The organism is Ruegeria sp. HKCCD8929, assembly GCF_013031405.1.
Classification (GTDB): Bacteria; Pseudomonadota; Alphaproteobacteria; order Rhodobacterales; family Rhodobacteraceae; genus Ruegeria.
Genome location: NZ_WPZY01000012.1, coordinates 34602 through 57824 on the forward strand (window position 1 = coordinate 34602; position 23223 = coordinate 57824).

Consider the following 23223-nt stretch of genomic DNA (forward strand, 5'->3'; position numbering starts at 1 on the left):
GTGCCGATTCCGGCGGTAAATCACCGAAGTCTCAAGAAACCTTGATTGGTCAAAGCGTCGGGGCAGGAGTAGACCGAAAGGAAAGCTCACATCCGAAAGCCGCCAATATGACTGCCCTGAAGACCCCGCTCACCCTGTTCTGGATGACCCTTGCCACTGCCGTTGCGGCCGGCGACAACCCTGTGGTGGTCGAGCTTTATACCTCGCAGGGCTGCTCGTCCTGCCCGCCTGCGGACGCGCTGATGCACAAGCTGGCCGAGCGCGAGGATGTGATCGGTCTGGCGCTGCATGTGGATTACTGGGACTATATCGGCTGGAAGGATGAATACGCGAAGCCGAGCCATACCAAAAGGCAGCAAGGCTATGCCCGGTCCGGCGGGCGGACGATGATCTATACCCCGCAGATGATCGTGAACGGGCAGGAGGACGTGGTCGGTGCGCGCGGCATGGAACTGATGGACCTGATCGCGCAGCACAAGGCCGAGGCGCCGGTGGCGCAGGTTTCGGCGGCGCGTGCGGGCGAGGCTGTCACCATCGCGATGCAACCGCTGTCAGGGCCGGTCGCGGGGGATTATGTGGTGGAATTGGTGCGCTACACGCCAATGCGCCATGCCTCGATCCGTCGCGGAGAGTTGGCGGGGCATGAGCTGGACTATGCCAACGTGGTCGAAAGCCTGGATGTGGTCGGGCGCTGGGACGGGCAGGGGACGGTGGAACTGACCGTGCCGGTCTCAGGCGATCTGCCTGCCGTCGTGCTGGTACAGAGGGCGGGCCATGGCCCGATCATCGCGGCAGCGCGGGTCGAGTGATCAGGGCATGTCCTCGGGCTGAACGCCCAGGCCGTTCCATGCCTTCCAGCGGCGGTGAATCCAGAACCACTGACCCATATGCTGGCGCACCATCGCCTCAAGATCGTCATTAATAAACTGGGTCATCGTTTTTGGATCGGAATGCGGCACCGGATCGTGCAGCACGATTTCGAAATCCAGCCCGTTGGGTTTGCGCACCGCGTAGCAGGGGATCATCACTGCATTGTATTTCAACGCCAGTTCAGCGTTCAGTACCGAGGTGACGGCGGGCTTGCCGAAGAATGTCAGCTCTTCGCCGCCATGGGCGTGCAGGTCCGAGACGATGGCGATGATGCCGCCTTTCTTCAGCGACCGCACCATCTCCATCATTCCGCGGCGGCCCTGTTCGAACATCGGCTCGCCCGTGCGGTGGAAGGCATCCACGTAGACATCGTTGAAATAGGGATTGGCCATGCGGCGGTAGAGGCAGCCGATAGGTTTGCCGCTGCGGGTCTGCAGCGCCACGCGAGCGGCGAGGTAATGGCCGAAATGGGCGGTGATCATCATGATCGGACGGCCTGCTGCGATGGCGCCGTCAAAGGCGGCGATGCCAGGGCCGGTCACTTCGGCGTTGCGTTGCCTTGCACTGAAGTCCTCTGGCGAGAAATGTTCCATGATGGCACGGCCCGCCGTGTCGGGCACGTCACGGCAGATCTGCGCAACCTCCGCTTCGGGCAGGTCGGGGCAGGTGAGTTTGAGGTTCTTGCGGATCCGCCTGCGGAACCCCACCAGCGGCGCCACGACGCGCACGACCGCGCCCATGGCACCGATGCGGCGGTCATAGGGCAGCAGGTGCATTGCCTTGATCACGCCCTGCAGAAACAGGTTCGCGACATAGTATTTCCCGCGTTCAATGCGGCTGAGTTCCGATTTTTCGACGGGCATGCGGCGATCTCACTGAATTTGCGTTTCGCGATGCCAGACATACAGACCCGCCCCAGCGATCACAAGCGCGCCGCTGATGGTCCAGATATCGGGATATTCGTTGAAGAACAGAGCGCTCCACAGCGCGGCGAAGGCGAGGCCGCAATAGGCATAGGGCGCGAGCATCGCCGCCTCGCCCAAGCTGAAGGCGCGGATCAGCAGCATCTGGGCCAGAGTGCCAAACCCGGCGACCAGCGCGATCAGACCCCATCCCGCCGTATCTGGTGTCTGCCATTGGGCGGGTGCAATCAGGCTCAGCAGCAGGGTTCCGACCAGTCCGGTGTAGAAGAGCGAGGTCCACGGGTCCTCGTCCGGGCCCACCCGGCGGGTGAGCAGCGCATAGCCCGAATAGCAGATCGCGGCACCGAGCGGGTAGAGGGCCGCTGGTTGGAACACGCCCGAACCGGGCCGGATGATCAGCAGGGCGCCGAGAACGGCGATGGCGATTCCGGTCAGGCGGCGCGGGTCCAACGCCTCGCCCAGCAGCAAACCGGCGCCCAGTGTGATCAGGACCGGGTTCAGCGACATCAGCGCGGTGGCGTCGGTCAGCGGGATGCGGGTGAGGCCGGTGAAGAAGAACCCGGTGGCGCCCATCAGCAAGAGCGAGCGCAGCAGTTGAAGCACCGGATAGCGCGTGCGGATCACCTGATGCAGTCGGGGCAGAACCAGCACAAGAACCAGCGCTATCTGTCCTGCATAGCGGACCCAGAGCGCCGACATCACACCGACCCTCGGCGCCAGCGCTTTGACTGAGGCATCCATCAGCGAAAAGGACAGAATGGCCAGGATCATGAACAGAATCGGACGGTTGGCACCGCTGCTCATGACGTGTTCGAAAAACGCGGATGGTTCTCACACACAGCGGGTCCAGGGATTTGGTGGGCAGGGAAAAGCCGGGTCATGCGCCTTGATAGGCTGCACTATCCTGCCTGTCCATCAGGTGCAAGCAGTGCGCGTCCAGTCAGGCTTCCTCTTCCTCGGGTTCGACCAATGTGATGGCGCCTTCGTCCAGTAGAGCGCGGATGGCACCAACCACCTCGGTCATGGCCTGTTCGGCATCGGCCTGTTTGACCTTGCCGCGTTCACCCATTTCTTCGCGCAGGTTGTCGGCCATACGGCTGGAGATATTTGCCAGAATAAATTCTGTCGCCGCCTGATCTCCTTCGGTCTGCGCCCCGGCAAGCGCGGAAATCAGTACCGCCTGATCTACACCGCGGATCACCGCAGGCACGTCGCGCGGCGCGATGCGGGTTGGGATGTGGGCGAAGGTGAAGATCACCTTGCGCACGGTATCGGCAAACTCCGCATCCTCTTCGTCCAGCGCGTTCAGCAGCCCGTCGCGAGTGGCCGCCGCTGACTGGTTCAGAATCGCCCCCACCCGCTCTCCGGGGGCGTCTTTGAAGGCGGCGATGGGGCGTTGATCGAGCTGAGCGGCCAGCGACCAGCCGATGCGATCCACAGCCTCGGGCGTGACCTTGCCAGTCTGCGAGACCGCATAGGTGATCCGCCGCGCCACCGGGCCGGGCAACTGCCCCAGCAGTTCGGCGGCCTTGGCGGTGTCGAGCTTCGACAGCATCACAGCGGCGACCTCGGTGCTTTCGGCCTGCGCCATGGTGGCAAGTTCCCCGGCCTCGAGCGCACGCAGGCGCTGCCAGGGGTCGCCGATCTGGCGCACTCCGGCCTCTTTGCGCAGGCGCGCGGCGGTGGTGGGGGCGATCTTGCCGTTCATCGCATCGAGTGCCCCGGCCAGACCGTGGGGGAAAGACAACCCGACCCCGGCCAGTGCGTCGGAAAACTCGCGCGCGACCGAGGCAAGCGTCACCCGGTCCACCAGTCCCATGCGGCCCATCTGGTGGGTCAGTGTCTCTTGCAGGTCCTCGGGCAACTCCTCCAAAGGGATGTCCGCCCCTTCGGTCAGCAGCAGCCGCACTACGATGGCGGCCTTTTCCCGCCCGCTCAGTTCACGGGGGACGACCCGCTCTTCCTCGGCCCCCGCAACAGGTGCGGGCGTCCCGCCCGGAACGCCCGCATCAAGCTGTATCAGCGCATTGTTGTCCTGCATCCGCCTGCGTCACCCAGCATTTTTTAGTTCCGCAGGCACGTTACCGCAGGCCGGGTAAAGAAAGGCTGAACCTCAGTAGCTATAGGTGATCCCGGTCCGGATCGCCTCGCGCAGCGAGGTTTCGGCCCATGTGCCTTCGCCACCGCGCGCCTTGATCTCGCGCCACTGGGCGATGGCCAGATCGGTCTTGCCCTCGGTCACGAAACCCTGCGCCATGTAGCTGCGGGCTAGGATGTTGTCGGGATTTTCCGAAATGGCCTTTTCGTAAAAGACATTTGCCAGCTCCAGCTCGCCCATCTTGCGATAGGTGAAACCCCAATAGGTCAGCACCCGGTCATCGTTCTGGTCCGGCATGGCACGTAGCACGTTCTGCGCATTCTCGTACTGGCCGGCATAGGCCAGCTCGCGCGCGGCCTGGTAAAGCTCTTCTTCGGTGAAATTGGTTTTGTTGGGCCGGACGCAGCGGCCGCGGTCCTTGTCCCAGACCCGCCCGAACAGGCATTTCTTGGTGGTCTTGGTCGGCTTCGGTGGGTTGGAATCTCCACCTGCGGCAAGCGCCAACGTCGGCGTAATTGCAATGGCTGCCACCGCGATCATGTGTCTAATCATTTTGCTCGTCTCCTATGTCCCATGAACTTAACCAGGTCATTGGTGGGACCGTTAACCTAATACCCCGCAGTTTCCACAGTTCGGGGCCGCTGTCACCTAAGAATAAAGTGAATGAATAATCTCGGCAGGTCGCGTGTTTTTAAAGTTGGTACCCGGTGCCGACTGCGTGGTTTGCGGTCGATTGCCGGGCTGTCTGAGTAACGAGTTCGACCCGGAAATTTCAGCTGGGTGGTGTGTGAAACGAAAATGCCTAGTCCGGGTTGCAGCCCGACAAGTCATTGAACGGGGCCCGGTGAATGCCGGGCCCTTTTTTTACGGTCACGCGCCGAACACGCGGGCAAAGATCGTGTCCACATGCTTAGTGTGATAGCCGAGGTCGAATTTCTCTTCGATCTCCTCGGCGCTCAGCGCGGCGGTCACTTCGGCATCGCCCAAAAGCTCGGTCTTGAAGTCCTTGCCTTCTTCCCAGACCTTCATAGCGTTGCGCTGGACGAGGCGATAGGCGTCCTCGCGGCTGACACCGGCCTGGGTCAGCGCCAACAGCACCCGCTGGCTCATCACCAGACCGCGGAACTTGTTCATATTGGCCAGCATGTTCTCAGGGTAAACCACCAGCTTGTCGATCACCTGCGTCAGACGGGCCAGCGCGAAGTCCAGCGTTACGGTAGCATCGGGGCCGATGTTGCGCTCGACCGAGCTGTGGGAGATGTCGCGCTCGTGCCAGAGCGCCACGTTCTCCATTGCAGGCACAACCGCCATGCGCACCAGACGGGCCAGACCGGTCAAGTTCTCGGTCAGCACCGGGTTGCGCTTATGCGGCATCGCGCTGGAGCCTTTTTGCCCTTTCGAGAAGAACTCTTCGGCCTCCAGCACCTCGGTGCGCTGCATGTGGCGGATCTCGGTGGCGACGTTCTCGATGGACGAGGCCACCACACCCAGCGCGGCAAAGAAAGCCGCGTGACGGTCGCGCGGGATCACCTGCGTGCTGATCGGCTCGGGTTCCAGTCCCATCTGCTGGCAGACATGCTCTTCGACCGCCGGGTCGATATTGGCAAAGGTGCCGACCGCGCCGCTGATCGCGCCGGTGGCGATCTCCATCCGCGCCTTTTTCAGGCGGTTCAGGTTCCGGTCCATCTCGGCATAGAAACGGGCAAAGGTCAGGCCCATGGTGGTGGGCTCGGCGTGGATGCCATGGCTGCGGCCGATGCGAACGGTGTCCTTGTGCTCATAGGCGCGGCGCTTGAGCGCGGCCAGCAGGCCCTGCATGTCCTCGATCAGGATATCGGCGGCGCGTACCAGCTGCACGTTGAAGGTGGTGTCCAGAACGTCCGAGCTGGTCATGCCCTGATGCACGAAGCGGGCCTCGTCATTACCGATGATCTCGGCCAGATGAGTGAGGAAGGCGATCACGTCATGCTTGGTCACCGCCTCGATTTCGTCGATCCGGGCCACGTCGAATTCTACATCCTTGGCCTTCCACACGGCTTCGGCGTTTTCCTTCGGGATCACGCCCAGCTCGGCCTGTGCGTCGCAGGCATGGGCCTCGATCTCGTACCAGATGCGGAACTTCGTCTCGGGGCTCCAGATGGCGACCATGTCGGGGCGGGAATAGCGGGGGATCATTGGCAGCGGCACCTTTTTGTGATTGGCATGAGGCGTTGGCGCGGGGTTTAGACTCGCGCGGGTCGGTGGACAAGGCGGGAGAGCGCGGATGAGACGGTTTGCCCTGATTGTGGCCTTTTGGCCGGGGGTTCTGATGGCCGAGGGGTTCCAGCGGTTGACCGGTGACGAAATCCTTGAGGCGCTGTCGGGCCGCAAGCTGAACTATGAGGGCGGCGCTTCGCAAACCTTTGAGCCGTCGATGCACACCCAGTATTTCTCGGGTGGTCCCAGCGCCGGGATCTGGGCGGTGCAGGAGGATCAGTATTGCTCGCTCTGGCCGCCTTCGGATCTGTGGGCTTGCTATGACATCGAGCGCAACGGCGATATGATCCGCTTTATTGGCAAGGGTGGGGACATCACCGACGGGGTTTATGCCGAGTGACGGGACCTGAGCGGATCGAAGATTTTGAAGGCGGCTGGAGCCTTAGCCGCGTGATCGACGACCGGCTGTCGGGTCAGGTGCTGCGCGCGAAGGGAACAGCGACGCTGCGTCGCGGCGAGGGTGAATACGTGTATGATGAAGAGGTTGTCCTGCAGGTTCCCGGGCAGCAACCCATGCGCGGAACCCGCCGGTATCTGTGGCGCGGGGCGGCGGATCATATTGCGATCCACTTTGAAGACGGGCGGTTTTTCCACAACTTAGCGCTGGGGCAAGCCCATCCGGCCGATCACCATGATTGCCCGCCGGACAGCTACGATGCGGCCTATGACTTCTCCACCTGGCCCCGCTGGAGTGTGCGCTGGACCGTGTCGGGCCCGCGCAAATCCTATGAAATGCGGACCGAATTTACGCCGCGATAGCGTAATCATCTTGCAGGAAACGCCCTGAGAGGGCATTGCTGTAACCAAATATCCGTCTGAACTGGGAGACACGAGAGATGAACACAAGCGTTCTGGCTGACGCAATCGGCCCGCGCGAGGGGACGGCCCTGCGGGTCAAACAGGTGGTTCTGGTTGCCTTGGGCATTGTTGCCCTGGCGGTGGCTGCCAAGATCAAGGTGCCGATGTGGCCGGTTCCGATCACCATGGGCACGTTCGCGGTGCTGACCATCGGCACCGCCTATGGCGCCCGTCTCGGGCTGACCACGATGGTCGGCTATCTGCTGATCGGCGCGCTGGGCTTTGACGTCTTTGCCGGTTCTTCGGCCGAGAAATTCGGCCTGACCTACATGATGGGCGGCACCGGCGGTTATCTGGTGGGCTACCTGCTGGCCACCGTCCTGCTGGGTGCGCTTGCCACTCGCGGCTGGGACCGCTCCTTTGGCAAGATGGCGCTTGCTCTGGTGCTGGCCAATGTCGTGATCTACGTGCCGGGCCTGCTGTGGCTGGGTCAACTCTATGGCTGGGACAAGCCGATCCTAGAATGGGGCCTGACCCCGTTCCTGGTGGGTGACGCGATAAAGCTGGTGCTGGCCGCCGTGCTGATCCCGGGCTTGTGGAAGCTGGTGGGCGACGCCCGCGGCTAAAGCCCGACATATCCCATGACACAGGGCTCGGAGCGCGTCTCCGGGCCCTTTTTCGTTTACTTTGCATCTCCACCGCAGGATGCTCGATGCAACTAGAACGAAAGTGAGAGATATGCGACACGTCCCCAGATTTATCCGATCCTCTTTTGCCGCATTGGCGGTGATCCTCGTCCCGGCGCTGGCCTGCGCCGACATGCCGGTCGTCTACAAAAGCGATGGCCAGGCGCTGTTTCGGCTGAACGCGCCCGATTTCTGGCAGGTGCGCGCAGGCGGGCCGCGCGTGATCACTCCACCGGATTCGGATGAGGCGCGGCTGATCAACCGGGTGATCGGGCTGGAACCGGTCGCTGAGGGCGGCGTGTGGGTCGGGTTCATGTCGCCGCACGGCGTGGCCAATTTCGAGCAGGCGCGGGACTATCTGCGCAATATCGGCAGATCGGTTGTTGATGACCCGCAGGTACAAAGCGAAAGCCGCACCCGCGTCGGCGGTTTGCCTGCCGCGAGATACGCGGGCACCGGGCGGCGCGGCGGGCGGGCGGTGAATTTCACCGCCGTGCTGATCGACCTTCCGGACAACCGCGTGGCAATCTCGATGGCTGTGATCGAGGGCGGGGCAAACCCGGATCTGGTCGAGGATATCAACGCCATTTACGGCTCGTTCCGGGCAGTGCGCTGAGGGAGGATGACATGACACGCACCTTCAGAAAACTCGTTCTCGCTGCGGTTCTGGGACCCGCTGTTCTGGCCATGACGGCCTGCGATCCGACCTACTCCGGCGGCGGCTCGATCTATTACGACTCATTGCTGTGGAACGATTACTACTACGGCTATCCCCGACCGCCGCGCCCCGACCGGCCAAATCCGCCGGACCGCCCGCATCCGCCGGTCAGGCCCGAGCATCCGATTGCCAGACCGCCCGTCGCGCGCCCGCCTGTGGCCCGGCCCCCGATCCACCGACCTCCGGTGGCGCGACCGATGCCAGCACGCCTGCGGTAGCCTCGGTCGGGCCGGTGCCTGTTCAGGCGGGTACCGGCTCATCCAGTTCGGTGGTCACGTGGGACGAGCCTTCGAGCGTCCGGTGAACCGGGCACTTGTTGGCAATCTCCAGCAGCTTGGCGCGCTGTTCACGGTCCAGCGGTCCCTCCAGGCGCACCCGGCGGATGAAATGGTCGATCTTGCTGTCGGCGCGCATCCCGGCATCCTGCGCGTGCACCTTGTTGTGGCTGACATCGACGCTGACATTGGTCAACGGCCAACCCTTGCGGCGGGCATACATCCGGATGGTCATCGAGGTGCAGGCGCCAAGCCCCGCCGAGACAAAGCCATAGGGCGACATGCCCCGGTCGGTGCCGCCATATGAGACCGGCTCATCGGCAAAGACGTGGTGATCGGGGCCGGACTGTACGTCCTGCAGGAACCCGCCCGGATCGGCCTCGGTCACTCGCACGATGCCCTCGGGCGCGCCGGGCGGTGGGGCGGGCGGCGACAGGTCCACATAGCGCGACACCCAGGCCGAAATCACGTCGGCGGCATATTCGGCATCCTCAGGGCGCGAGATCAGGTGGTCGGCATCGTCGAGCGTGACAAAGCTCTTGGGGTGCTTGGCGGCCAGAAAGATCTGGCCCGCATTGTCGATGCTGACCGTGGTGTCACGCGGAGCATGCAGCACCAGCAGCGCCGCTTTCAGGTCGCCGATGGCGGCGTTGAGGGACGCCTCGGAGATATCCTCGACAAAGGCCTTGCCGATGCGGAACGGACGCCCGCCTAGCGTCACGTCTGCGGCGCCATCGGCTTGAATCTGGGGCAGGGCGTCTTCGAAATGATGCGAGACATGGCCCGGATCGGCGGGCGCGCCCAGCGTCACGACCGCCTTGATCGACGGAATGCCGGCCCGTGCGCGCAGCACCGCTGCGCCACCCAGAGAATGGCCGATCAGCAAGGCGGGCGGCATGTTGCGCCCGGCCAGAAACTGCGCCGCCGCGATCAGATCCTCGACATTCGAGGTGAAGGTGGTGTTGGCAAACTCCCCCTCGGAATGGCCCAGCCCGGTGAAGTCGAACCGCAGCACTGCAAAGCCCATCGCCGCCAGTCGGGCCGAGATGCGGCGGGCGGCGGGTATGTCCTTGGAGCAGGTAAAGCAATGGGCAAACAGCGCGGTGGCCAGAACCGGCCCATCGGGCAAATCCAGACGCGCGGCGAGTTTGCTGCCATCGTGACCGGCAAAAGTAATGCGTTCCGTGGGCATGGCGGCTCCTTGAGTTGTGGGGCGGTTCCAATACTGTGCACGGGGACTGTGGTCCTCAACCCTTATGTCAGAGGCGTCACGGGAAGGTGAGAATAGGGCAGATCGTCCTGAAGTCTGTATTTGTGTCGTGGCTGCAGATGCTTGTGTGGCGAGGTTGGTCAATCATTGTGCCTTGCGGCTGGTAAGAGGGGCTCTCACGAGACCCTACCTGCCCCCGACGGTTCGATCCGTGAGGTGATGGGCGGTGTCGATTTTTTTTGGTGACATAGTTCATCAAGATCTGTGATTGATGGCCGCTCAAACATTCAATTTTATTATGCCCATGACGTACCCACATTACCGATGCACTGAGACATTTGTAATGGAGGCCCAAAATGGCACATACGGCATCCGCGCCGCACGGCGCAGGAGTACGGCCCGGAATTCTTCTTGCGATTGTTCTGGCCGGAGCGATCGGCTTTGCACTAGGTCAAAGCTGGCCTGTTGGCACCGACACGACCACGCCGACGGCGCAGCCTGTACTTGAGGATTGGCACGGCAACGTCATGCGGTCGCATTGGCCGCAGTGAAGCCTCAGGCCAACCCCATGAGGCGTTTGTCAAAGGGGTAGGTGGTCAGGTTCTCGTACGCGTCCTCGGTGATCAGCACCTGATCTTCGAGCTTGATCGAGAAATCGCCGCCTACCTCACCCACACAGGCCTCGACACACAGCACCATGCCGGGCTCGAGCGCGTAGTCATAGGCGCCCTCGACCGCGTGATCTGGATAGGCGACCAGGGGCCACTCGTCGCACAGGCCCACCCCGTGCATGAGGCAGCCATACTTCTGCGCCTGAAACTTGTCATCGAGCCGGTGCGAATTGGCGGTCAGTTCCGGGATGGTCACGCCGGGTTTCAGCATCTCCATATTGGTCATGATGTGCTCATGCGCGTGCTGCATGGCATAGATCATGTCGGGGCGCGGCTTTTCGTCCCCGATCCACCAGCTGCGCGAGATGTCGATGCAGATGCCGTATGAGCCGATGAGGTCGGTGTCGAAGGAAATGATCTCGTTCTTCTGGGTGATGCGCGGGCCGCATTCCTGAAACCACGGGTTGGTGCGCGGCCCCGAGGCCAGCAGGCGGGTCTCGATCCACTCGCCGCCGCGCTTGATGTTCTCGGCGTGCAGCACGGCCCAGATATCGTCTTCGCAAGTCTTGCCGTCGCCCACATTGGCGCGGGCGAATGCTTCCATCTCGGCCACCGCCGTCTCGCAGGCATGATTGGCGCAGCGCATGGCCAGGATCTCGTCAGGGCCCTTGATGGCGCGGGTCTTTTCGGTGACTTCCTCGCCTTCCATGATCTCGAAGCCCTGCGCCTCCAAAGCGCGCAGGCCGTGCAGCATGATCTTGTCCACCGCAAGCCGCATGTTGCCGCCGCCATGCTCGGTGATCAGAAGGCGGATTTCGTTCGACAGCTTGTCGGCGGCCACATCCACCTTGTCACCCCGGTCGAAATAGAACAGATCGGCACCCGAGCGCTGCTCGCGGACCAGCGGGTTGAAGGTGCTCAGAAACGGCGACTGTTTGTAGTCCCAGATCACCATGTAGCCATCGGCGCACAGCAGCAGGGCGCGGAACGGGTTGTGGGTGTTCCAGAGCTGCATGTTGGTGCTGTCGGTGGCGTAGCGGATGTTGAGAGGGTCGAACATCAGCAGCCCGCCATAGCCGCGATCGACGATGGCCTGGGTCAGCCGCTTCCAGCGATATTCGCGCATGCGTTCGAGATTGGGCAGCTCCAGCCCCACCGTCGCCCATTCGGTAAAGGCAAGCCGGGTCGGGCCGATCTCGACCCGGTCATTGTCATTCGGGGTTCCGTCGCCCAGGGACGTACCACGGCTGGGGTCGATCTTGCGGGTGTCTCGGTAATGCGTGTTCACGGCGGGCCTCTCTGCTTGCCGGGCAAGTCTGCTGGGCATGATCGCCCGGGTCGCTCCGGATTGCGACCGGGGGGCGGTCGTTTTTTGACCGACAGGGCCAATGGGCAATGCTAGATCAGGCGCATGAATGCGATTCTGCAGAAATCAATCCCTTACGATCCGTTGATCGCGCGCACGTTGCCGGGAATTCAGCCCATTTCCATGGAGGATTGGCTGCATCGGGACGACGCGTTTGCCGCGCAGATGGCACGGCGGGCCGAGTTGCTGGCGGGGCGGCGGGACGAGGTTCTGGCTATGGACGAGGGCGCCCGGCCCGCGGCGCTGGAGCTGCTGGCACTGGTGTTGGCGCAGGTTTACCCGGGCGCGAGAGAGCGGGTGCGGCGGCCCGATGGGGTCGAGGTCGGGATCGACCGGGACCGGCCCCTCGACACGCTCTGCCTGCTGGTACAGGAGGATTTCTGCATCTTGCAGAAACGGGGCGACGAGCATGTGCTGACCGGCGCGATCCTGTGCTTTCCGGCCAGTTGGACTTTGTCCGAGAAATTCATGCGCCCGCTGATCGCGATCCATATGCCGGTGGCCAGCTACGACGTGGATGTCGCCCGCCGGGTCCAGCGCCTGTTCGACGGGGTGCAACCCGGGCGTCCACTTTGGCGCTACAACGCGCTGTGGTATCCCGACCCCGAACTGCACCAGCCGCGCAGCGTGCTGGCACCGCGCCCTGCCAGCGACCGGGTCGATGCCCGCTATCTGCGCAGCGAGCGACAAAGCCTGCTGCGGCTGCCACAAAGTCGAGCGGTGGTGTTTTCGATCCACACCTATCTGCTGGACCGCAAGGACCTGCCCGGGGTAGTGGATTAGAGGATCTCAACCCCCCAGATAACCCGCCGCTTCGGCAAAGGCGCCACTTCTGTGCAGCGCGATAATGGCCGCCGTGTAGGAGAGCACCTGCGTGTTCAGGCGAAAATCCTCGCCTCGGATCAGATTGACTGCGGCCAGCGAAAGGGCCACGGGGGCCGACAGTGACATCACAAGGCCGGTCATGCACCAACTGGTCAGGCGCTGAATGTCATTGCGTTCTTCGCGTTTGACCTCGTTCGTGGTGTCCGGGGCCTCGACCGGTTCCGGCTCCGGCTGGGCACGAAAGGAGAGGGCGAGGATCTCTTCTTCCCCAAGTTTGATGACCTCCGGCTTGCCTTCGGGCTCCGGCTGGTCCGTATCTTCGCCGATATCCGCCTCGGTAAACGGGCCGCAAACGGACCGAAAGGCCTGCCGCCTGCTGCGTATCCGGCGTGGCGAGAGGTTGGCGAACGTGCCCATGAACTGATCGATGGACAGAGCCGCGTCAGGGGCAAGCCATTCAACCTGTTCCACCGCACAGAGATCGATCATCCGATACAACATGACGACCAGCATCAATTCGGAAATCTCGCGGTCATCCAGCAACTCGGACACCGGCGTCAGGGAAATGACCAGACGATTTCTGAGGCGGGCGGGGCGTTTGATCCTTACCCCGTTCAGACCGGCGGCGCGATCCAGCCGCCGACGCCGGTCTTCGGCCGTTGGCAGATCGGTTTCTAGGTTCAGACGGACAAGATACTGGCTGGCGACAATGCGCGCCTCATGCGTGCTCAGGAGAGTCTGTCTTTCGATCAGGTGACCATAATCTTCCAATGTCGCCGCCGCGATGCGGCCGAAGCGGTTCAACGCTTCGTTACTTTCACCCAAAAAAATTAAACCACCGTGATACCTGCATGTCTGCGTCACAGTGAAGATCCTCCTTGACGTGTGTTCAATGTTATACCTCTACCGGAAGATGTGGGAGAAAGTTTGACTGACCCGAAGATCACTGGGTGAAATTCGGCATTTTTTGAGTGATTGGCCACGAATTGGAAACCAATAAAATATGACTTAACGGTTTGGCCCGTGTCGAAATCATGTCCTAATTGCGGCAAAAATTGGGCGCGACGCCGTATCTACCCGTCGATGCGACCCGCCATGATGGCAATGGCCTTTTGATAGACCGAGGCGGCATTCCATTGTTGGATCACGGCGAAATTCGGCTGCCCGGGCTGATAGCCGCGGCCGGGTTTCCAGCCCTTCCGGCGCAGGAAATTCGCGGTTGAGGCCAGCGCGTCAGTGAGGTTGTAGAAATCGACCCGACCGTCGCCATTTGCATCGACGCCATAGGTCATCGCGTTGCCGGGCAGGAACTGGGTATGCCCCAGCTCGCCATGTTTTGCCCCCTTTGTCGCCATGGTGATCGCCCCCTGATCCACCAGCTTGAGCGCGCCGATGGCGTGCGGAATGAAGAAATCCGAGCGGCGGCAATCATAGGCCAGTGTCGTTATTGCGGAAACAACCTGACTGTCGCCCATGAAACGGCCGAACCCGGTTTCCATGCCGTGAATGGCGATCAGGATACCCGCCGGAACGCCATATTGCCGCTCAAGCGCGGCGTAGAATTGCGGATTGGCCGCCTTGCGCTTGCGGCCCTGCGACACGATTGCGTTGGCTCCGCGCACCTGCATGAATTTCTCCAGCGAATACTTGAAGCTCTTCTGGTTGCGGTCGGCGGAAATCGTGCGGGTTGCGTATTGCGTCTGAGCCAGCGCTTTCAGCCCCGTCTTTCGCACACCCGAGCGCCGGGCCTGTTTGGCGAAATCCTTTTTCCACGCCTCAAATCCCGCGCTCGTATTACCGCAATTGGCGGCGGAGAGCGGAGCAGGGGCGATGAACAATGCGATGAGCAGGAACAGGGTGATCGGGCGCATGAACAGGTCTCCGGGTCAGGCAGGTCAGGGCAGAGTCGGGGCGAGCACGAAGAGCGCCCTGAGTGCATCGCCCGGCTCGACGCCCGGCAGCGCGGCGCGAAAGATCTCTTCCATCGTGCCGTCGGCATACATCTGCGACAGTACCCCGTCGACCAGCAGCTGGAACTCATCGTCGCCCTTGGCCAGCGCCAGCCCGTGTTTCTCGATTGTCAGGATTTCCTGAGACATCTTGAACCCGTCGGTCAGCCCGGCAGCGATGTAATTGGCCAGCAGGATCGACTGATCGGCGAAATAGGCATCGATCTCACCCGCCGCCAGCGCCTTGATCCCGGCGGGATGCGAGGCAAAGCGCACCATTTCGGCCTCGATCCCCGCAGCGGCGAACGAGTTCGTGACCGCCTCTTCGGTGGTGGTGGCGCTGCGCATGCCGACCTTCTTGCCCGCAAGCGACGCTAGCCCGGTATCCGCCACGCGCGGCAGCAGGACCGCGGTGCCATCCACATAGGTCGGGATCGAGAAATCCACCTTTTCGCGCCGCGACAAGGTGATTGTGGCCGCCCCGCACAGCAGGTCGATCTCGCCCGAGGCTACCTTGTCGAACCGGTTGTTGGGCTCGACGGGCAGGAACTGCACGTTGAGCTCCGACAAGTTCAGCCGTTTGGCGATGGCCTGGGCAATCCGGTCGCAGACCCGCGGCGAGTATCCATCGGGCCGGTTTTGATCGTTGACATAAGACAGCGGCGCGGCATCTGTGCGGAACCCGAAGCGGATTTCGTTGTTGGCCTTGATGCGGTCGAGGGTCTGGGCAGAGACGCCGGTTGCCAGCAGGGCGGCAGTCAGGGCCAGGGAAAGAATGCGCATGAAATCTTCCTTGAGAGGTGAATTCGGCGACCACCCTAGCGGCACAGCCGCGCGTCTCAAAGTGCAAATAAATCGGCGGAGCGCGCAACGAAAAAGGGCGCCCCGTCGGGGCGCCCCTTGCATCGATCCGGAACCGGATCAGCAGCTGTAATACATGCCGTACTCGACCGGGTGCGGCGTGTGTTCGTAGGTTTCGACCTCTTCCATCTTCAGCGCGATATAGCCGTCGATCTGGTCCTTGGTGAACACGTCACCCTGCAGCAGGAAGTCGTGATCGGCGGCCAGCGCCTCGAGCGCCTCACGCAGCGAGCCGCAGACGGTTTCGATACCGGCCAGTTCCTCGGCGGGCAGATCGTAGAGGTTCTTGTCCATCGCCTCGCCCGGGTCGATCTTGTTCTTGATGCCGTCCAGGCCGGCCATCAGCAGGGCGGCGAAGGCCAGGTAGGGGTTGGCTGCCGGATCAGGGAAGCGGGCCTCGACACGCTTGGCTTTCGGCGATTCAGTCCACGGAATACGCACGCAGCCCGAACGGTTACGGGCCGAGTAGGCGCGCAGAACAGGCGCTTCGAAACCCGGGATCAGACGCTTGTAGCTGTTGGTCGACGGGTTGGTGAAGGCGTTCAGGGTCTTGGCGTGCTTCAGAACACCACCGATGAACCACAGCGCCTCGTCCGACAGGTCAGCATACTTGTCGCCCGCGAACAGCGGCTTGCCGTCTTTCCAGATCGACATGTTGACGTGCATGCCGGTGCCGTTGTCGCCTGCGATGGGTTTCGGCATGAAGGTGGCCGATTTGCCGTAGGCGTGCGCCACGTTGTGGATCACGTATTTGTACTTCTGCAACTCGTCGGCCTGCTTGGTGAGGCTGTCGAAGATCAGGCCCAGTTCGTGCTGGCACGACGCCACCTCGTGGTGGTGCTTGTCGACCTTCATGCCCAGACGCTTCATGGTGCTGAGCATCTCGGAACGCAGGTCCTGGCTCTCGTCGACCGGGTTCACGGGGAAGTAACCGCCCTTGACGCCGGGACGGTGGCCCATGTTGCCCATCTCGTATTCGGTATCGGTGTTCCAGGATGCGTCGGTCGCATCAACTTCGTATGATACCTTGTTGATACTGTTCGAGAAACGGACATCGTCGAACAGAAAGAACTCCGCTTCGGGGCCGAAGAAGGCAGCGTCACCGATGCCCGAGGATTTCAGGTAGGCTTCTGCCTTCTGCGCGGTGCCGCGCGGGTCACGTTCATAAGGTTCGCCGGTGTCGGGTTCGACCACCGAGCAATGCAGGCAGATGGTCTTCTCGGCATAGAAGGGATCGACATAGGCGCTGTCGGTGTCGGGCATCAGTTTCATGTCTGAGGCTTCGATCGATTTCCAGCCGGCGATGGACGAGCCATCAAACATGAAGCCTTCCTCAAGGAAGTCCTCATCGACCTGATCGGCCATGATGGTCACGTGCTGCAGCTTGCCGCGCGGGTCGGTGAAGCGGATGTCGACATATTCCGCATCTTCGTCCCGGATCAGTTGAAGAACTGCGTCCTTGCTCATTCTCTTGGTCCTCTTTTGAGAATTCAAATAGGGTTACAGCGCGTCCGAGCCGGTCTCGCCGGTACGGATGCGGATGGCTTGTTCGACGGGCGAGACAAAGATCTTGCCGTCACCGATCTTGTCGGTCTTGGCGGCATCCACGATGGCCTCGATGGCGGCGTCGACCTGATCGTCGTCCAGCACCACTTCGATCTTCACCTTGGGCAGGAAATCGACCACGTATTCGGCACCGCGATAGAGTTCGGTGTGGCCTTTTTGGCGGCCAAAGCCCTTGACCTCGATCACGCTCAGGCCCTGGACGCCCACGTCCTGAAGCGCCTCTTTCACTTCGTCCAGTTTGAACGGCTTGATGATCGCTTCGATCTTCTTCATCGGGGGTTACCTCGCAAGCTTGTCACGCAGGCTCAGATCACGTCTAAGATCGGGCGGCAACGGGATTGCGGATCTGGCCGGGCTGCGGTGCTGCGAAAACAGGCGGCCGGTGAAGTTTTGGGCGTGTTGCACAAAAAATGCGCAGAATTGAATCGCGGGAGGTTTGGAGATGACGGAATTGCTGACCGCGGCACAGATGCGGGCGATCGAGAAGGCGGCAATCGACAGCGGTAAAGTGACCGGCCTGGAGCTGATGGAGTGGGCGGGCCGGGGCGTTGTCGAGGCGATTTTCGAGGAATGGCCGGAGTTGGGCAAGCGAGGGTCCAGCCCCTCGCGCTCCCGGGAGTATTTGGAAAAAGATGAAGAGGGTTTTCGGGCGGTTGTTCTATGCGGGCCGGGTAACAATGGCGGCGACGGGTTTGTGGTAGCGCGGTTGTTACGTGAGCGGGGGTGGGCGGTGGAAGTGTTTCTCTACGGCGATCCCGAAAAACTGCCGCCGGATGCGCGGGTAAACTATGAGCGGTGGGTGGAGATGGGAGAGATCCTCCCCCTCCCAGAAGGCACCTGGTCGCCGCATTGCGACCTGCACATAGATGCCCTGTTCGGCACTGGTCTGACGCGCGAGATTCCGAAGGCTATTTCATACTCTTTGTCATACTTGCACAAACACCATGCACATTTTGTTGCTGTCGCCGTCGACACTCCCTCCGGCTTGTGTGCGGATAGCGGTCGGGCACTTGGAGTGTCAGGCAAGGCAGATCTGACCGTGACGTTTCACAGATCCAAGGTCGGACACTATCTGAGTGAAGGGCCAACGCGATCGGGCAAAATCGCCGTGAAGGATATTGGTCTGCCAGTGCCCGCGTTCAAGGACGAGGCCGAGCTGCTGGCATGGGTAAACAATCCAAAAAGAAAGCGACCGAGTGCGGAAGAGTTGAAAGCTGAAACCGATAGGCTGGCATCGGAACACAAAGCTGTCGTGCGGCTTGTTGCAGTTCCGGCAACTGGACCATGGGCAAAGATTCGCAAAGGGAATGCTGGCCACAAATACGCCCACGGCCATGCCCTGATCCTCTCCGGCGGTTCCGGCAAAACCGGTGCGGCGCGGTTGGCCGCTCGGGGGGCGCTCAGGATCGGGGCGGGGCTGGTGACACTGGGGGTGCCGCCCTCGGCGCAGATGGAGGTCGCCGAGCAGATCACTGCTTTGATGCTGCGGCGGGTCGAGAATGGCGACGGGCTGGCGGAAGTACTGAAGGATGAGCGGCTCAACGCGCTGTGTCTCGGGCCGGGGCTCGGGGTGGAGCGGGCGCGGGAACTGGTGCCGGTGGTGCTGCGCGCCGGGCGGGCGGCAGTGCTGGATGCGGATGCGCTCTCGGCTTTTGCCGATGCGCCGGACCAGTTGTTCGGCATGCTGCATGAGACAAGTGTTCTGACCCCGCATGGCGGTGAGTTTGCACGGCTGTTCCCGGATATCGCCGATAAGCTCAATGAGACGCCCACCAAGGGGCCCGCTTATTCCAAGGTCGACGCCACCCTTGAGGCAGCGCGGCGTGCGGGATGTGTTGTGCTGTTCAAGGGACCCGATACGGTGATCGCGGCGCCGGATGGAAGGTGCTCGATCAACTCGGCGCATTATGAGCGGGCGGCGCCCTGGCTTGCCACGGCGGGGTCGGGGGACGTGTTGGCGGGGTTCATCACCGGGCTGCTGGCGCGCGGGATTGCTCCGATGCAGGCGGCCGAGACCGCAGCCTGGCTGCATGTTGAATGCGCGCGGGAATTCGGGCCGGGGCTGATTGCGGAGGATTTGCCGGAACAACTGCCTGCCGTGTTCCGCAAGCAGGGCCTTTAGGCGGCGGGTCGCAATTCAGCGGGCGCGCCATGGCCGGCAAGCTCAAGACCGCCTGCGTAGAGGATGTGGCTGGCGTCGAAATAGAGCTGGAATAGAGACAGATCGCGGGTGCCGAGATCGCGAACGAACATCCCGTCGACCAGCGCGTCGGCGCGGACCAGCGCCTGTTTGCGGCCGAACATGGCCTGCGCCCGCCAGTCCCGCACCAGAACCTGCTGGCCTGCGGGCAGCGTCAGATCGCTCTCGGGACGCGTATCGCCGGAGGAGCCGGCGGCAAAATGGATCGCACGCACGCGCTGCTTCCCGTGACCGATACCAGCGATCCGAACCAGGCCAGCATTCCGGGTGATGATCCTGTCCCCCTCGGACAGATACTCGACCGGCAATTCACCATCCTGGGTCAGCAGAAGGGTGCCGGGCAGGAACCCGGCTTCGGACAGCGCGCTGTCCTTGGCGGCAGGCTGCCGGATGGTATTTGCGGTATTCCATGTCACGTCGGGTATCATGGCAGTCTCGATCAGTTGCCCGTTGATATGACGCCGCAATGATGGCGAAAGCATGAGCACCCCGGGGCCACATTCAGGCGATATGTGGCAGGATTGGGCGCGCATTTTTGACGTCGCTGGCGACGATTCCCCCTCGCGCTCGGCAGGAACCTTTGTTATTGAGCGCGACACCACAGGGTCTGGCCCTGATGTGCGGGTGTGGCGGAATTGGTAGACGCACCAGATTTAGGTTCTGGCGCCGCAAGGCGTGGGGGTTCAAGTCCCTTCACCCGCACCATTTAATATCTTCAAAATATTGAAAATAAACAATTACTGTTCCGTGCGGTGTGGTTGGTCCCCCAGATGGCCCCCCAGGGAAAGTCAGTATAGGGACTGCCCTTCTATCCAGGTCGAGACCTCTTCAATCTTCACAACGGACATGCCGTTGCGCTTGTAAATCTTGAAGCATTGCTCTTTGGCCCGCCGGTAGACGGTGGCGCGGCTCATGCCGAACAGGTCGCGGCACTCTTTGATTCGCGCATAGATTTTCGGCGTCACGGTTGCTGCTGTCATCGGTTGCCCTCTGCTCTGATCTTCATGCCGCATTCCTTTCTAAGACATAATCACCCCATTGGACGGCCATTGCGGCAGCCAAACCGGGGAAGAATTTTGAGCGTGTTTTCCAGCGATCCGGGCCCGGGCTGGCCCTGTGAACACTGGCGCGCGCTGTAGAGCCGTCCAAAGTGCCTGTGGGTCTCAACTTGGGTAGTTCGCGCAGCCACAAGCACGTGCGCTTCCGCTCGTTGTCTGGGCCGTTGGTGTCTGTCCCGAACTGCCATGGCTGCACCGATTGGGCGAATGGCTGATAGTTCTCTATCCGCTCTTTCGCATGGGAGTGCATAACCGGGTTTTCAATTGCGACACGCGGAACCGGAGCATTCCAACACGCGGAAAACAAGGCCGCGCCTTCATCCAATTCCGCCCACATGTCCTCGAGCGCTCGGCCAGCCGGTGGTTTGCTCAACCAACGAACACCGCTATTGCAAAGTCGTGTGCAGGGTGGATGCATGACCGCCAGCAAATCCCAGCCCATGTCCAAAGTTTCGCGGACGTCGCACTGCATGTGCCGGTTTGAACGATCATCGGCCGGACGCAAATCGCAAGACCAGGCGTCGTGCCCTCGATCGAGGAAGGCACGGCGGACAATGCCAGAGGTTTCGCAACCGACAAGTACGCGGAGCGGATTGCCCTGTACTTTGGGAATGCCCACGGATTTCACTGGAAAGCCTTCCCGAGTCCGATCTTGTTCGCAAACTCGTGCATCAGGCTACGAAGCTCGGTTCGCAGCACCGTAACGTCTGCGGATTTCTCCGCTGCTTTGGCGACCTCGATCCTGCGTAGGAAGTCGCCCGCGCCTCGAATGACATACTTTGGGTAGCCCTTTTCCATCGCGTCTTGGGCAATGGCATTCTGTTCCCTGCTCGGTTTGGTCTGACCGACTTCAAAGTGCTGCGCATATGAAGTGCCGAAGCGCATTATCTCCGCTTCAGTCGCCTTCCATGCCTTTACCTTAACCGCCAGGTCCTCAGGCGTTTCAACCAAATGGCTCGATACGCTCATGCGCGAACCTCCTGCAAGAGTGGATGGACGGTGACAAGGCCGTCATCTTCGACCTGGTTCTTTAGCCCCGGGCAGTCTGGTTGAACTGTCCCGTCAGGGCAGTTGCATTCTGGCCAGAGGGGGCAGTGAAAGGCTTTCTCAGGGGCACGGGCGCCCCCGCCGGGCTTGAGAAATTCAGGCACCGACGGGGGCTGACTGCCGTGAGTGGCATCTGAATTAGACATGGGGAACCGCCTCATATTGACCCGGGCCAAGCCGGATGATTTCCGATTGTGCATCCTCGACCTCGACAATGCCGGTGCCGAACTGGCGGCCGCGCACGGTTCCGGTTTCGCGGTGGTGGGTCGGGGACCTCTGGAAATGCACCATGTCGCCCAGCTCGGGCGCTGCGCCGGGCGCTGGGCGCGGGATGTCCTCGGCATCGGCGGAAAGAATGTTGCGCGCGGCGATCAGCCAGTTTTTTGGCAGTTCCGCTGCATCCTCGGCCATGGCGTAGACACCGAACAACTCGGCTGACTTGATAAGGGGGTTATATTCCCCGATCCGCTCGCTTGGCAGATCCCCGCGTCCGCCGTGTTTGATGATTAAGAGCTTCAGCTTGTCCAGGCATCCAGAGATCGAGGTGTTTGCCAGAGTGTCGACGGCGAGGCGGATCCGGTTCAGGTCAAGGCGCTCAGTCATGGTGGCTGATCCTTTGAAGAAAGGGGCCGGAGCGATGGGTACGGCATCACCCCGGCCAGTTGTCGGTGCGCGCTCGAAAGGGGAGAGAGCGCTCCCGAGGTAGGTCAGGCGATGGCGTCTGGCAGGATCAACGGGGCAGGGCGGACGCCTCCCCGGCGGGCCGCATGTTCACGGGTGCGCAGACGTACCCGTTCTTCGCGGGCGATCTGTTCCATCAGCGCCGGATCGATCGTCGAGCGATCAACGCCAATGCGATGGAGCCGATCGTCTGTCACCGGCTGGCCGCACAGGCCCTTTGCCTTGCACCATACGGCGACAGCGAGCGCTGGGTGATAGTGGTGGCTGGGATTTGCAATCACCCGGGCCAGTTGTTCGAATTGCGAGTTCGATTGCATTGTCTACCTCCTATCGCTGGCAACAACGCGTAACTCATAAAAAATGAACTTACAATCCCAAAAGTTCAAAAATTATGAGTTTATTTTTCCAGAAAGATCGCGCATAAGGCGAACATGTGCCAGCACCCGATTCACCGAAGCGGGAGAACTGACGCAATTTGTACTGGAATAGTTAGAGGAAATAGCCGTGCGGGCAGCAGTAATCTACCTTGCGTCCTGGGCGCGCGATCGCATGGGGCTTAACCTGAACTGGGTGTTCGACCCTATTGGCTCGCTGCGTCTTGCAGTGCGGCAAAAAGGCGATCCTGAACATCCGCAGGCAACTGTTGGAAATCACCGTGGATGATGAAATTGAAGTCAATCCTGTGTTCGCGATGTAGGTATAGCATGACTTTCCGTGACGGAAAGCTAAGGCCCGCCTCCGAATTCAGGTAGGATGTCAGGCTTACGTTAGCGCCTTTGCAAAACTCGGTTTTGGAGAGGCCAGTAGCGATTCTAGCCGCAATCATCCGGTATGCGCACGCTTCTTTGGACGCGTCTCCTAGACGTGTCATGGCGATCTTCCCTGCAAAATCCATTTGTTGACCCTCGTTCCTATGAGGGCAAATTGCACTGTAGGTCAAAAAAAATGAACTTTCAATAAAATGAATTCTAGACCTCATAAAAAATGAGTGTATAGCTAGCTGCATGATGACCGTGGCCGAAATCACCGATGCAGTTGGTATCCGAAAGTTCGCAAAGGCGCTGGGCGTCAAGTCGCCCGCCATCTCGAACATGAGATCGGCAAACGTCATCCCCGCCAAGAAATACACCATCGTCTGCGAGTTGTGTCGGGAACACGGCCTCGCTGCGCCCGAACAGCGTCTGTTCTCGTTCGACAAGCCAAGCAAGAGGGCTGCATGATGATC

Annotated in this window: 28 protein-coding genes and 1 tRNA gene; 11 read left to right on the forward strand and 18 right to left on the reverse strand. The window is 61.4% G+C overall.

What is annotated here, in order from left to right; genetic code table 11:
- Window positions 1-107: 107 nt before the first annotated feature.
- Window positions 108-809 carry a thioredoxin family protein gene (locus GOX53_RS17495; protein ID WP_171178582.1) on the forward strand — a complete coding sequence of 234 codons (702 nt, stop codon included), beginning with the start codon at window positions 108-110 and terminating at the stop codon, window positions 807-809.
- Here GOX53_RS17495 and GOX53_RS17500 read toward each other — a convergent pair whose 3' ends face one another.
- The 5 genes from GOX53_RS17500 to purB form a co-directional block, all read right to left on the reverse strand.
- Window positions 810-1733 (reverse strand): lysophospholipid acyltransferase family protein, encoded by a 924-nt coding sequence (locus tag GOX53_RS17500; protein WP_171178584.1) that lies wholly within the window; start codon window positions 1731-1733, stop codon window positions 810-812.
- Between the two features lie 9 nt (window positions 1734-1742).
- Window positions 1743-2597, reverse strand: coding sequence for a DMT family transporter (locus GOX53_RS17505; protein ID WP_171178585.1), 855 nt, complete (start codon window positions 2595-2597; stop codon window positions 1743-1745).
- Between the two features lie 136 nt (window positions 2598-2733).
- Window positions 2734-3834: a flagellar motor switch protein FliG gene (locus tag GOX53_RS17510; protein ID WP_171178588.1), complete on the reverse strand. Its 1101-nt coding sequence runs from the start codon at window positions 3832-3834 to the stop codon at window positions 2734-2736.
- Window positions 3835-3906: 72 nt separating this feature from the next.
- Window positions 3907-4443, reverse strand: coding sequence for a hypothetical protein (locus GOX53_RS17515; RefSeq protein ID WP_254446604.1), 537 nt, complete (start codon window positions 4441-4443; stop codon window positions 3907-3909).
- Window positions 4444-4761: 318 nt separating this feature from the next.
- Complete coding sequence (gene purB / locus GOX53_RS17520) at window positions 4762-6066, reverse strand: adenylosuccinate lyase (protein ID WP_171178590.1); 1305 nt, start codon at window positions 6064-6066, stop codon at window positions 4762-4764.
- Between the two features lie 88 nt (window positions 6067-6154).
- Between purB and GOX53_RS17525 the strand changes: the two genes are divergently transcribed.
- The 5 genes from GOX53_RS17525 (at window position 6155) to GOX53_RS17545 (ending at window position 8567) form a co-directional block, all read left to right on the forward strand.
- Window positions 6155-6487: a hypothetical protein gene (locus GOX53_RS17525; RefSeq protein ID WP_171178592.1), complete on the forward strand. Its 333-nt coding sequence runs from the start codon at window positions 6155-6157 to the stop codon at window positions 6485-6487.
- Complete coding sequence (locus tag GOX53_RS17530; protein WP_171178594.1) at window positions 6484-6906, forward strand: DUF6314 family protein; 423 nt, start codon at window positions 6484-6486, stop codon at window positions 6904-6906. The genes GOX53_RS17525 and GOX53_RS17530 overlap by 4 nt, the downstream gene beginning before the upstream one ends.
- Window positions 6907-6983: 77 nt before the next feature.
- The gene (locus GOX53_RS17535; RefSeq protein ID WP_171178595.1) at window positions 6984-7571 is read left to right on the forward strand and encodes a biotin transporter BioY; all 588 of its coding nucleotides are present in this window, start codon (window positions 6984-6986) and stop codon (window positions 7569-7571) included.
- Window positions 7572-7683: 112 nt separating this feature from the next.
- On the forward strand, window positions 7684-8247 hold the full coding sequence (locus GOX53_RS17540) for a hypothetical protein (RefSeq protein WP_171178598.1): 564 nt from the start codon (window positions 7684-7686) through the stop codon (window positions 8245-8247).
- 11 nt (window positions 8248-8258) lie between these two features.
- Window positions 8259-8567 (forward strand): hypothetical protein, encoded by a 309-nt coding sequence (locus GOX53_RS17545; RefSeq protein WP_171178600.1) that lies wholly within the window; start codon window positions 8259-8261, stop codon window positions 8565-8567.
- A gap of 22 nt (window positions 8568-8589) precedes the next feature.
- On the opposite strand, the gene GOX53_RS17550 is transcribed toward GOX53_RS17545, so the two are convergent.
- The gene (locus tag GOX53_RS17550) at window positions 8590-9816 is read right to left on the reverse strand and encodes a bifunctional alpha/beta hydrolase/OsmC family protein (protein WP_171178602.1); all 1227 of its coding nucleotides are present in this window, start codon (window positions 9814-9816) and stop codon (window positions 8590-8592) included.
- Between the two features lie 374 nt (window positions 9817-10190).
- On the opposite strand from GOX53_RS17550, the gene GOX53_RS17555 reads away from it, so the two are divergent.
- Window positions 10191-10385 carry a hypothetical protein gene (locus tag GOX53_RS17555; protein ID WP_171178604.1) on the forward strand — a complete coding sequence of 65 codons (195 nt, stop codon included), beginning with the start codon at window positions 10191-10193 and terminating at the stop codon, window positions 10383-10385.
- A gap of 4 nt (window positions 10386-10389) precedes the next feature.
- On the opposite strand, the gene dddP is transcribed toward GOX53_RS17555, so the two are convergent.
- Window positions 10390-11733, reverse strand: a complete 1344-nt coding sequence (gene dddP / locus GOX53_RS17560) for a dimethylsulfonioproprionate lyase DddP (protein ID WP_171178606.1) — start codon at window positions 11731-11733, stop codon at window positions 10390-10392.
- Between the two features lie 123 nt (window positions 11734-11856).
- Between dddP and GOX53_RS17565 the strand changes: the two genes are divergently transcribed.
- Window positions 11857-12594, forward strand: coding sequence for a DUF3445 domain-containing protein (locus GOX53_RS17565; RefSeq protein WP_171178609.1), 738 nt, complete (start codon window positions 11857-11859; stop codon window positions 12592-12594).
- 6 nt (window positions 12595-12600) lie between these two features.
- On the opposite strand, the gene GOX53_RS17570 is transcribed toward GOX53_RS17565, so the two are convergent.
- From GOX53_RS17570 to GOX53_RS17590, 5 genes are all read right to left on the reverse strand, one after another.
- Complete coding sequence (locus GOX53_RS17570) at window positions 12601-13461, reverse strand: hypothetical protein (protein ID WP_217351826.1); 861 nt, start codon at window positions 13459-13461, stop codon at window positions 12601-12603.
- Between the two features lie 248 nt (window positions 13462-13709).
- Complete coding sequence (locus GOX53_RS17575; protein WP_171178611.1) at window positions 13710-14507, reverse strand: lytic transglycosylase domain-containing protein; 798 nt, start codon at window positions 14505-14507, stop codon at window positions 13710-13712.
- 24 nt (window positions 14508-14531) lie between these two features.
- Window positions 14532-15368 (reverse strand): amino acid ABC transporter substrate-binding protein, encoded by an 837-nt coding sequence (locus GOX53_RS17580; RefSeq protein WP_171178612.1) that lies wholly within the window; start codon window positions 15366-15368, stop codon window positions 14532-14534.
- Window positions 15369-15506: 138 nt separating this feature from the next.
- Window positions 15507-16913 (reverse strand): type I glutamate--ammonia ligase, encoded by a 1407-nt coding sequence (glnA, locus tag GOX53_RS17585; RefSeq protein ID WP_171178614.1) that lies wholly within the window; start codon window positions 16911-16913, stop codon window positions 15507-15509.
- 33 nt (window positions 16914-16946) lie between these two features.
- Window positions 16947-17285, reverse strand: a complete 339-nt coding sequence (locus GOX53_RS17590) for a P-II family nitrogen regulator (RefSeq protein ID WP_037309951.1) — start codon at window positions 17283-17285, stop codon at window positions 16947-16949.
- Between the two features lie 169 nt (window positions 17286-17454).
- Here GOX53_RS17590 and GOX53_RS17595 point away from each other — a divergent pair, with 169 nt between their 5' ends.
- Window positions 17455-19134, forward strand: a complete 1680-nt coding sequence (locus tag GOX53_RS17595) for an NAD(P)H-hydrate dehydratase (protein ID WP_171178616.1) — start codon at window positions 17455-17457, stop codon at window positions 19132-19134.
- On the opposite strand, the gene GOX53_RS17600 is transcribed toward GOX53_RS17595, so the two are convergent.
- The gene (locus GOX53_RS17600; RefSeq protein ID WP_371810345.1) at window positions 19131-19628 is read right to left on the reverse strand and encodes a Hint domain-containing protein; all 498 of its coding nucleotides are present in this window, start codon (window positions 19626-19628) and stop codon (window positions 19131-19133) included. The genes GOX53_RS17595 and GOX53_RS17600 overlap by 4 nt on opposite strands.
- Window positions 19629-19832: 204 nt before the next feature.
- Between GOX53_RS17600 and GOX53_RS17605 the strand changes: the two genes are divergently transcribed.
- Window positions 19833-19917 (forward strand) — tRNA-Leu (locus tag GOX53_RS17605).
- A gap of 83 nt (window positions 19918-20000) precedes the next feature.
- Here GOX53_RS17605 and GOX53_RS17610 read toward each other — a convergent pair.
- The 5 genes from GOX53_RS17610 to GOX53_RS17630 form a co-directional block, all read right to left on the reverse strand.
- On the reverse strand, window positions 20001-20192 hold the full coding sequence (locus GOX53_RS17610) for an AlpA family transcriptional regulator (RefSeq protein ID WP_171178618.1): 192 nt from the start codon (window positions 20190-20192) through the stop codon (window positions 20001-20003).
- 22 nt (window positions 20193-20214) lie between these two features.
- Entirely contained in the window at window positions 20215-20898 is a 684-nt protein-coding gene (locus tag GOX53_RS17615; RefSeq protein ID WP_371810346.1) for a hypothetical protein, read from the reverse strand.
- The gene (locus GOX53_RS17620) at window positions 20895-21239 is read right to left on the reverse strand and encodes a hypothetical protein (protein WP_171178619.1); all 345 of its coding nucleotides are present in this window, start codon (window positions 21237-21239) and stop codon (window positions 20895-20897) included. The genes GOX53_RS17615 and GOX53_RS17620 overlap by 4 nt, the downstream gene beginning before the upstream one ends.
- A gap of 216 nt (window positions 21240-21455) precedes the next feature.
- Window positions 21456-21920 carry a hypothetical protein gene (locus GOX53_RS17625; protein WP_171178621.1) on the reverse strand — a complete coding sequence of 155 codons (465 nt, stop codon included), beginning with the start codon at window positions 21918-21920 and terminating at the stop codon, window positions 21456-21458.
- A 104-nt stretch (window positions 21921-22024) separates the two neighbouring features.
- On the reverse strand, window positions 22025-22315 hold the full coding sequence (locus tag GOX53_RS17630) for a hypothetical protein (protein WP_171178623.1): 291 nt from the start codon (window positions 22313-22315) through the stop codon (window positions 22025-22027).
- Between the two features lie 687 nt (window positions 22316-23002).
- On the opposite strand from GOX53_RS17630, the gene GOX53_RS17635 reads away from it, so the two are divergent.
- Window positions 23003-23218, forward strand: coding sequence for a hypothetical protein (locus GOX53_RS17635; RefSeq protein WP_171178625.1), 216 nt, complete (start codon window positions 23003-23005; stop codon window positions 23216-23218).
- The last annotated feature ends 5 nt before the right edge of the window (window positions 23219-23223 follow it).

Coding starts and splice junctions, on each gene's coding strand:
- GOX53_RS17495 (WP_171178582.1), top strand. CDS start 108: ATGACTGCCCTGAAGACCCCGCTCACCCTGTTCTGGATGACCCTTGCC.
- GOX53_RS17500 (WP_171178584.1), bottom strand. CDS start 1,733: ATGCCCGTCGAAAAATCGGAACTCAGCCGCATTGAACGCGGGAAATAC.
- GOX53_RS17505 (WP_171178585.1), bottom strand. CDS start 2,597: ATGAGCAGCGGTGCCAACCGTCCGATTCTGTTCATGATCCTGGCCATT.
- GOX53_RS17510 (WP_171178588.1), bottom strand. CDS start 3,834: ATGCAGGACAACAATGCGCTGATACAGCTTGATGCGGGCGTTCCGGGC.
- GOX53_RS17515 (WP_254446604.1), bottom strand. CDS start 4,443: ATGATTAGACACATGATCGCGGTGGCAGCCATTGCAATTACGCCGACG.
- purB (WP_171178590.1), bottom strand. CDS start 6,066: ATGATCCCCCGCTATTCCCGCCCCGACATGGTCGCCATCTGGAGCCCC.
- GOX53_RS17525 (WP_171178592.1), top strand. CDS start 6,155: ATGAGACGGTTTGCCCTGATTGTGGCCTTTTGGCCGGGGGTTCTGATG.
- GOX53_RS17535 (WP_171178595.1), top strand. CDS start 6,984: ATGAACACAAGCGTTCTGGCTGACGCAATCGGCCCGCGCGAGGGGACG.
- GOX53_RS17540 (WP_171178598.1), top strand. CDS start 7,684: ATGCGACACGTCCCCAGATTTATCCGATCCTCTTTTGCCGCATTGGCG.
- GOX53_RS17545 (WP_171178600.1), top strand. CDS start 8,259: ATGACACGCACCTTCAGAAAACTCGTTCTCGCTGCGGTTCTGGGACCC.
- GOX53_RS17550 (WP_171178602.1), bottom strand. CDS start 9,816: ATGCCCACGGAACGCATTACTTTTGCCGGTCACGATGGCAGCAAACTC.
- GOX53_RS17555 (WP_171178604.1), top strand. CDS start 10,191: ATGGCACATACGGCATCCGCGCCGCACGGCGCAGGAGTACGGCCCGGA.
- GOX53_RS17565 (WP_171178609.1), top strand. CDS start 11,857: ATGAATGCGATTCTGCAGAAATCAATCCCTTACGATCCGTTGATCGCG.
- GOX53_RS17575 (WP_171178611.1), bottom strand. CDS start 14,507: ATGCGCCCGATCACCCTGTTCCTGCTCATCGCATTGTTCATCGCCCCT.
- GOX53_RS17580 (WP_171178612.1), bottom strand. CDS start 15,368: ATGCGCATTCTTTCCCTGGCCCTGACTGCCGCCCTGCTGGCAACCGGC.
- glnA (WP_171178614.1), bottom strand. CDS start 16,913: ATGAGCAAGGACGCAGTTCTTCAACTGATCCGGGACGAAGATGCGGAA.
- GOX53_RS17590 (WP_037309951.1), bottom strand. CDS start 17,285: ATGAAGAAGATCGAAGCGATCATCAAGCCGTTCAAACTGGACGAAGTG.
- GOX53_RS17595 (WP_171178616.1), top strand. CDS start 17,455: ATGACGGAATTGCTGACCGCGGCACAGATGCGGGCGATCGAGAAGGCG.
- GOX53_RS17610 (WP_171178618.1), bottom strand. CDS start 20,192: ATGACAGCAGCAACCGTGACGCCGAAAATCTATGCGCGAATCAAAGAG.
- GOX53_RS17620 (WP_171178619.1), bottom strand. CDS start 21,239: ATGAGCGTATCGAGCCATTTGGTTGAAACGCCTGAGGACCTGGCGGTT.
- GOX53_RS17625 (WP_171178621.1), bottom strand. CDS start 21,920: ATGACTGAGCGCCTTGACCTGAACCGGATCCGCCTCGCCGTCGACACT.
- GOX53_RS17630 (WP_171178623.1), bottom strand. CDS start 22,315: ATGCAATCGAACTCGCAATTCGAACAACTGGCCCGGGTGATTGCAAAT.
- GOX53_RS17635 (WP_171178625.1), top strand. CDS start 23,003: ATGATGACCGTGGCCGAAATCACCGATGCAGTTGGTATCCGAAAGTTC.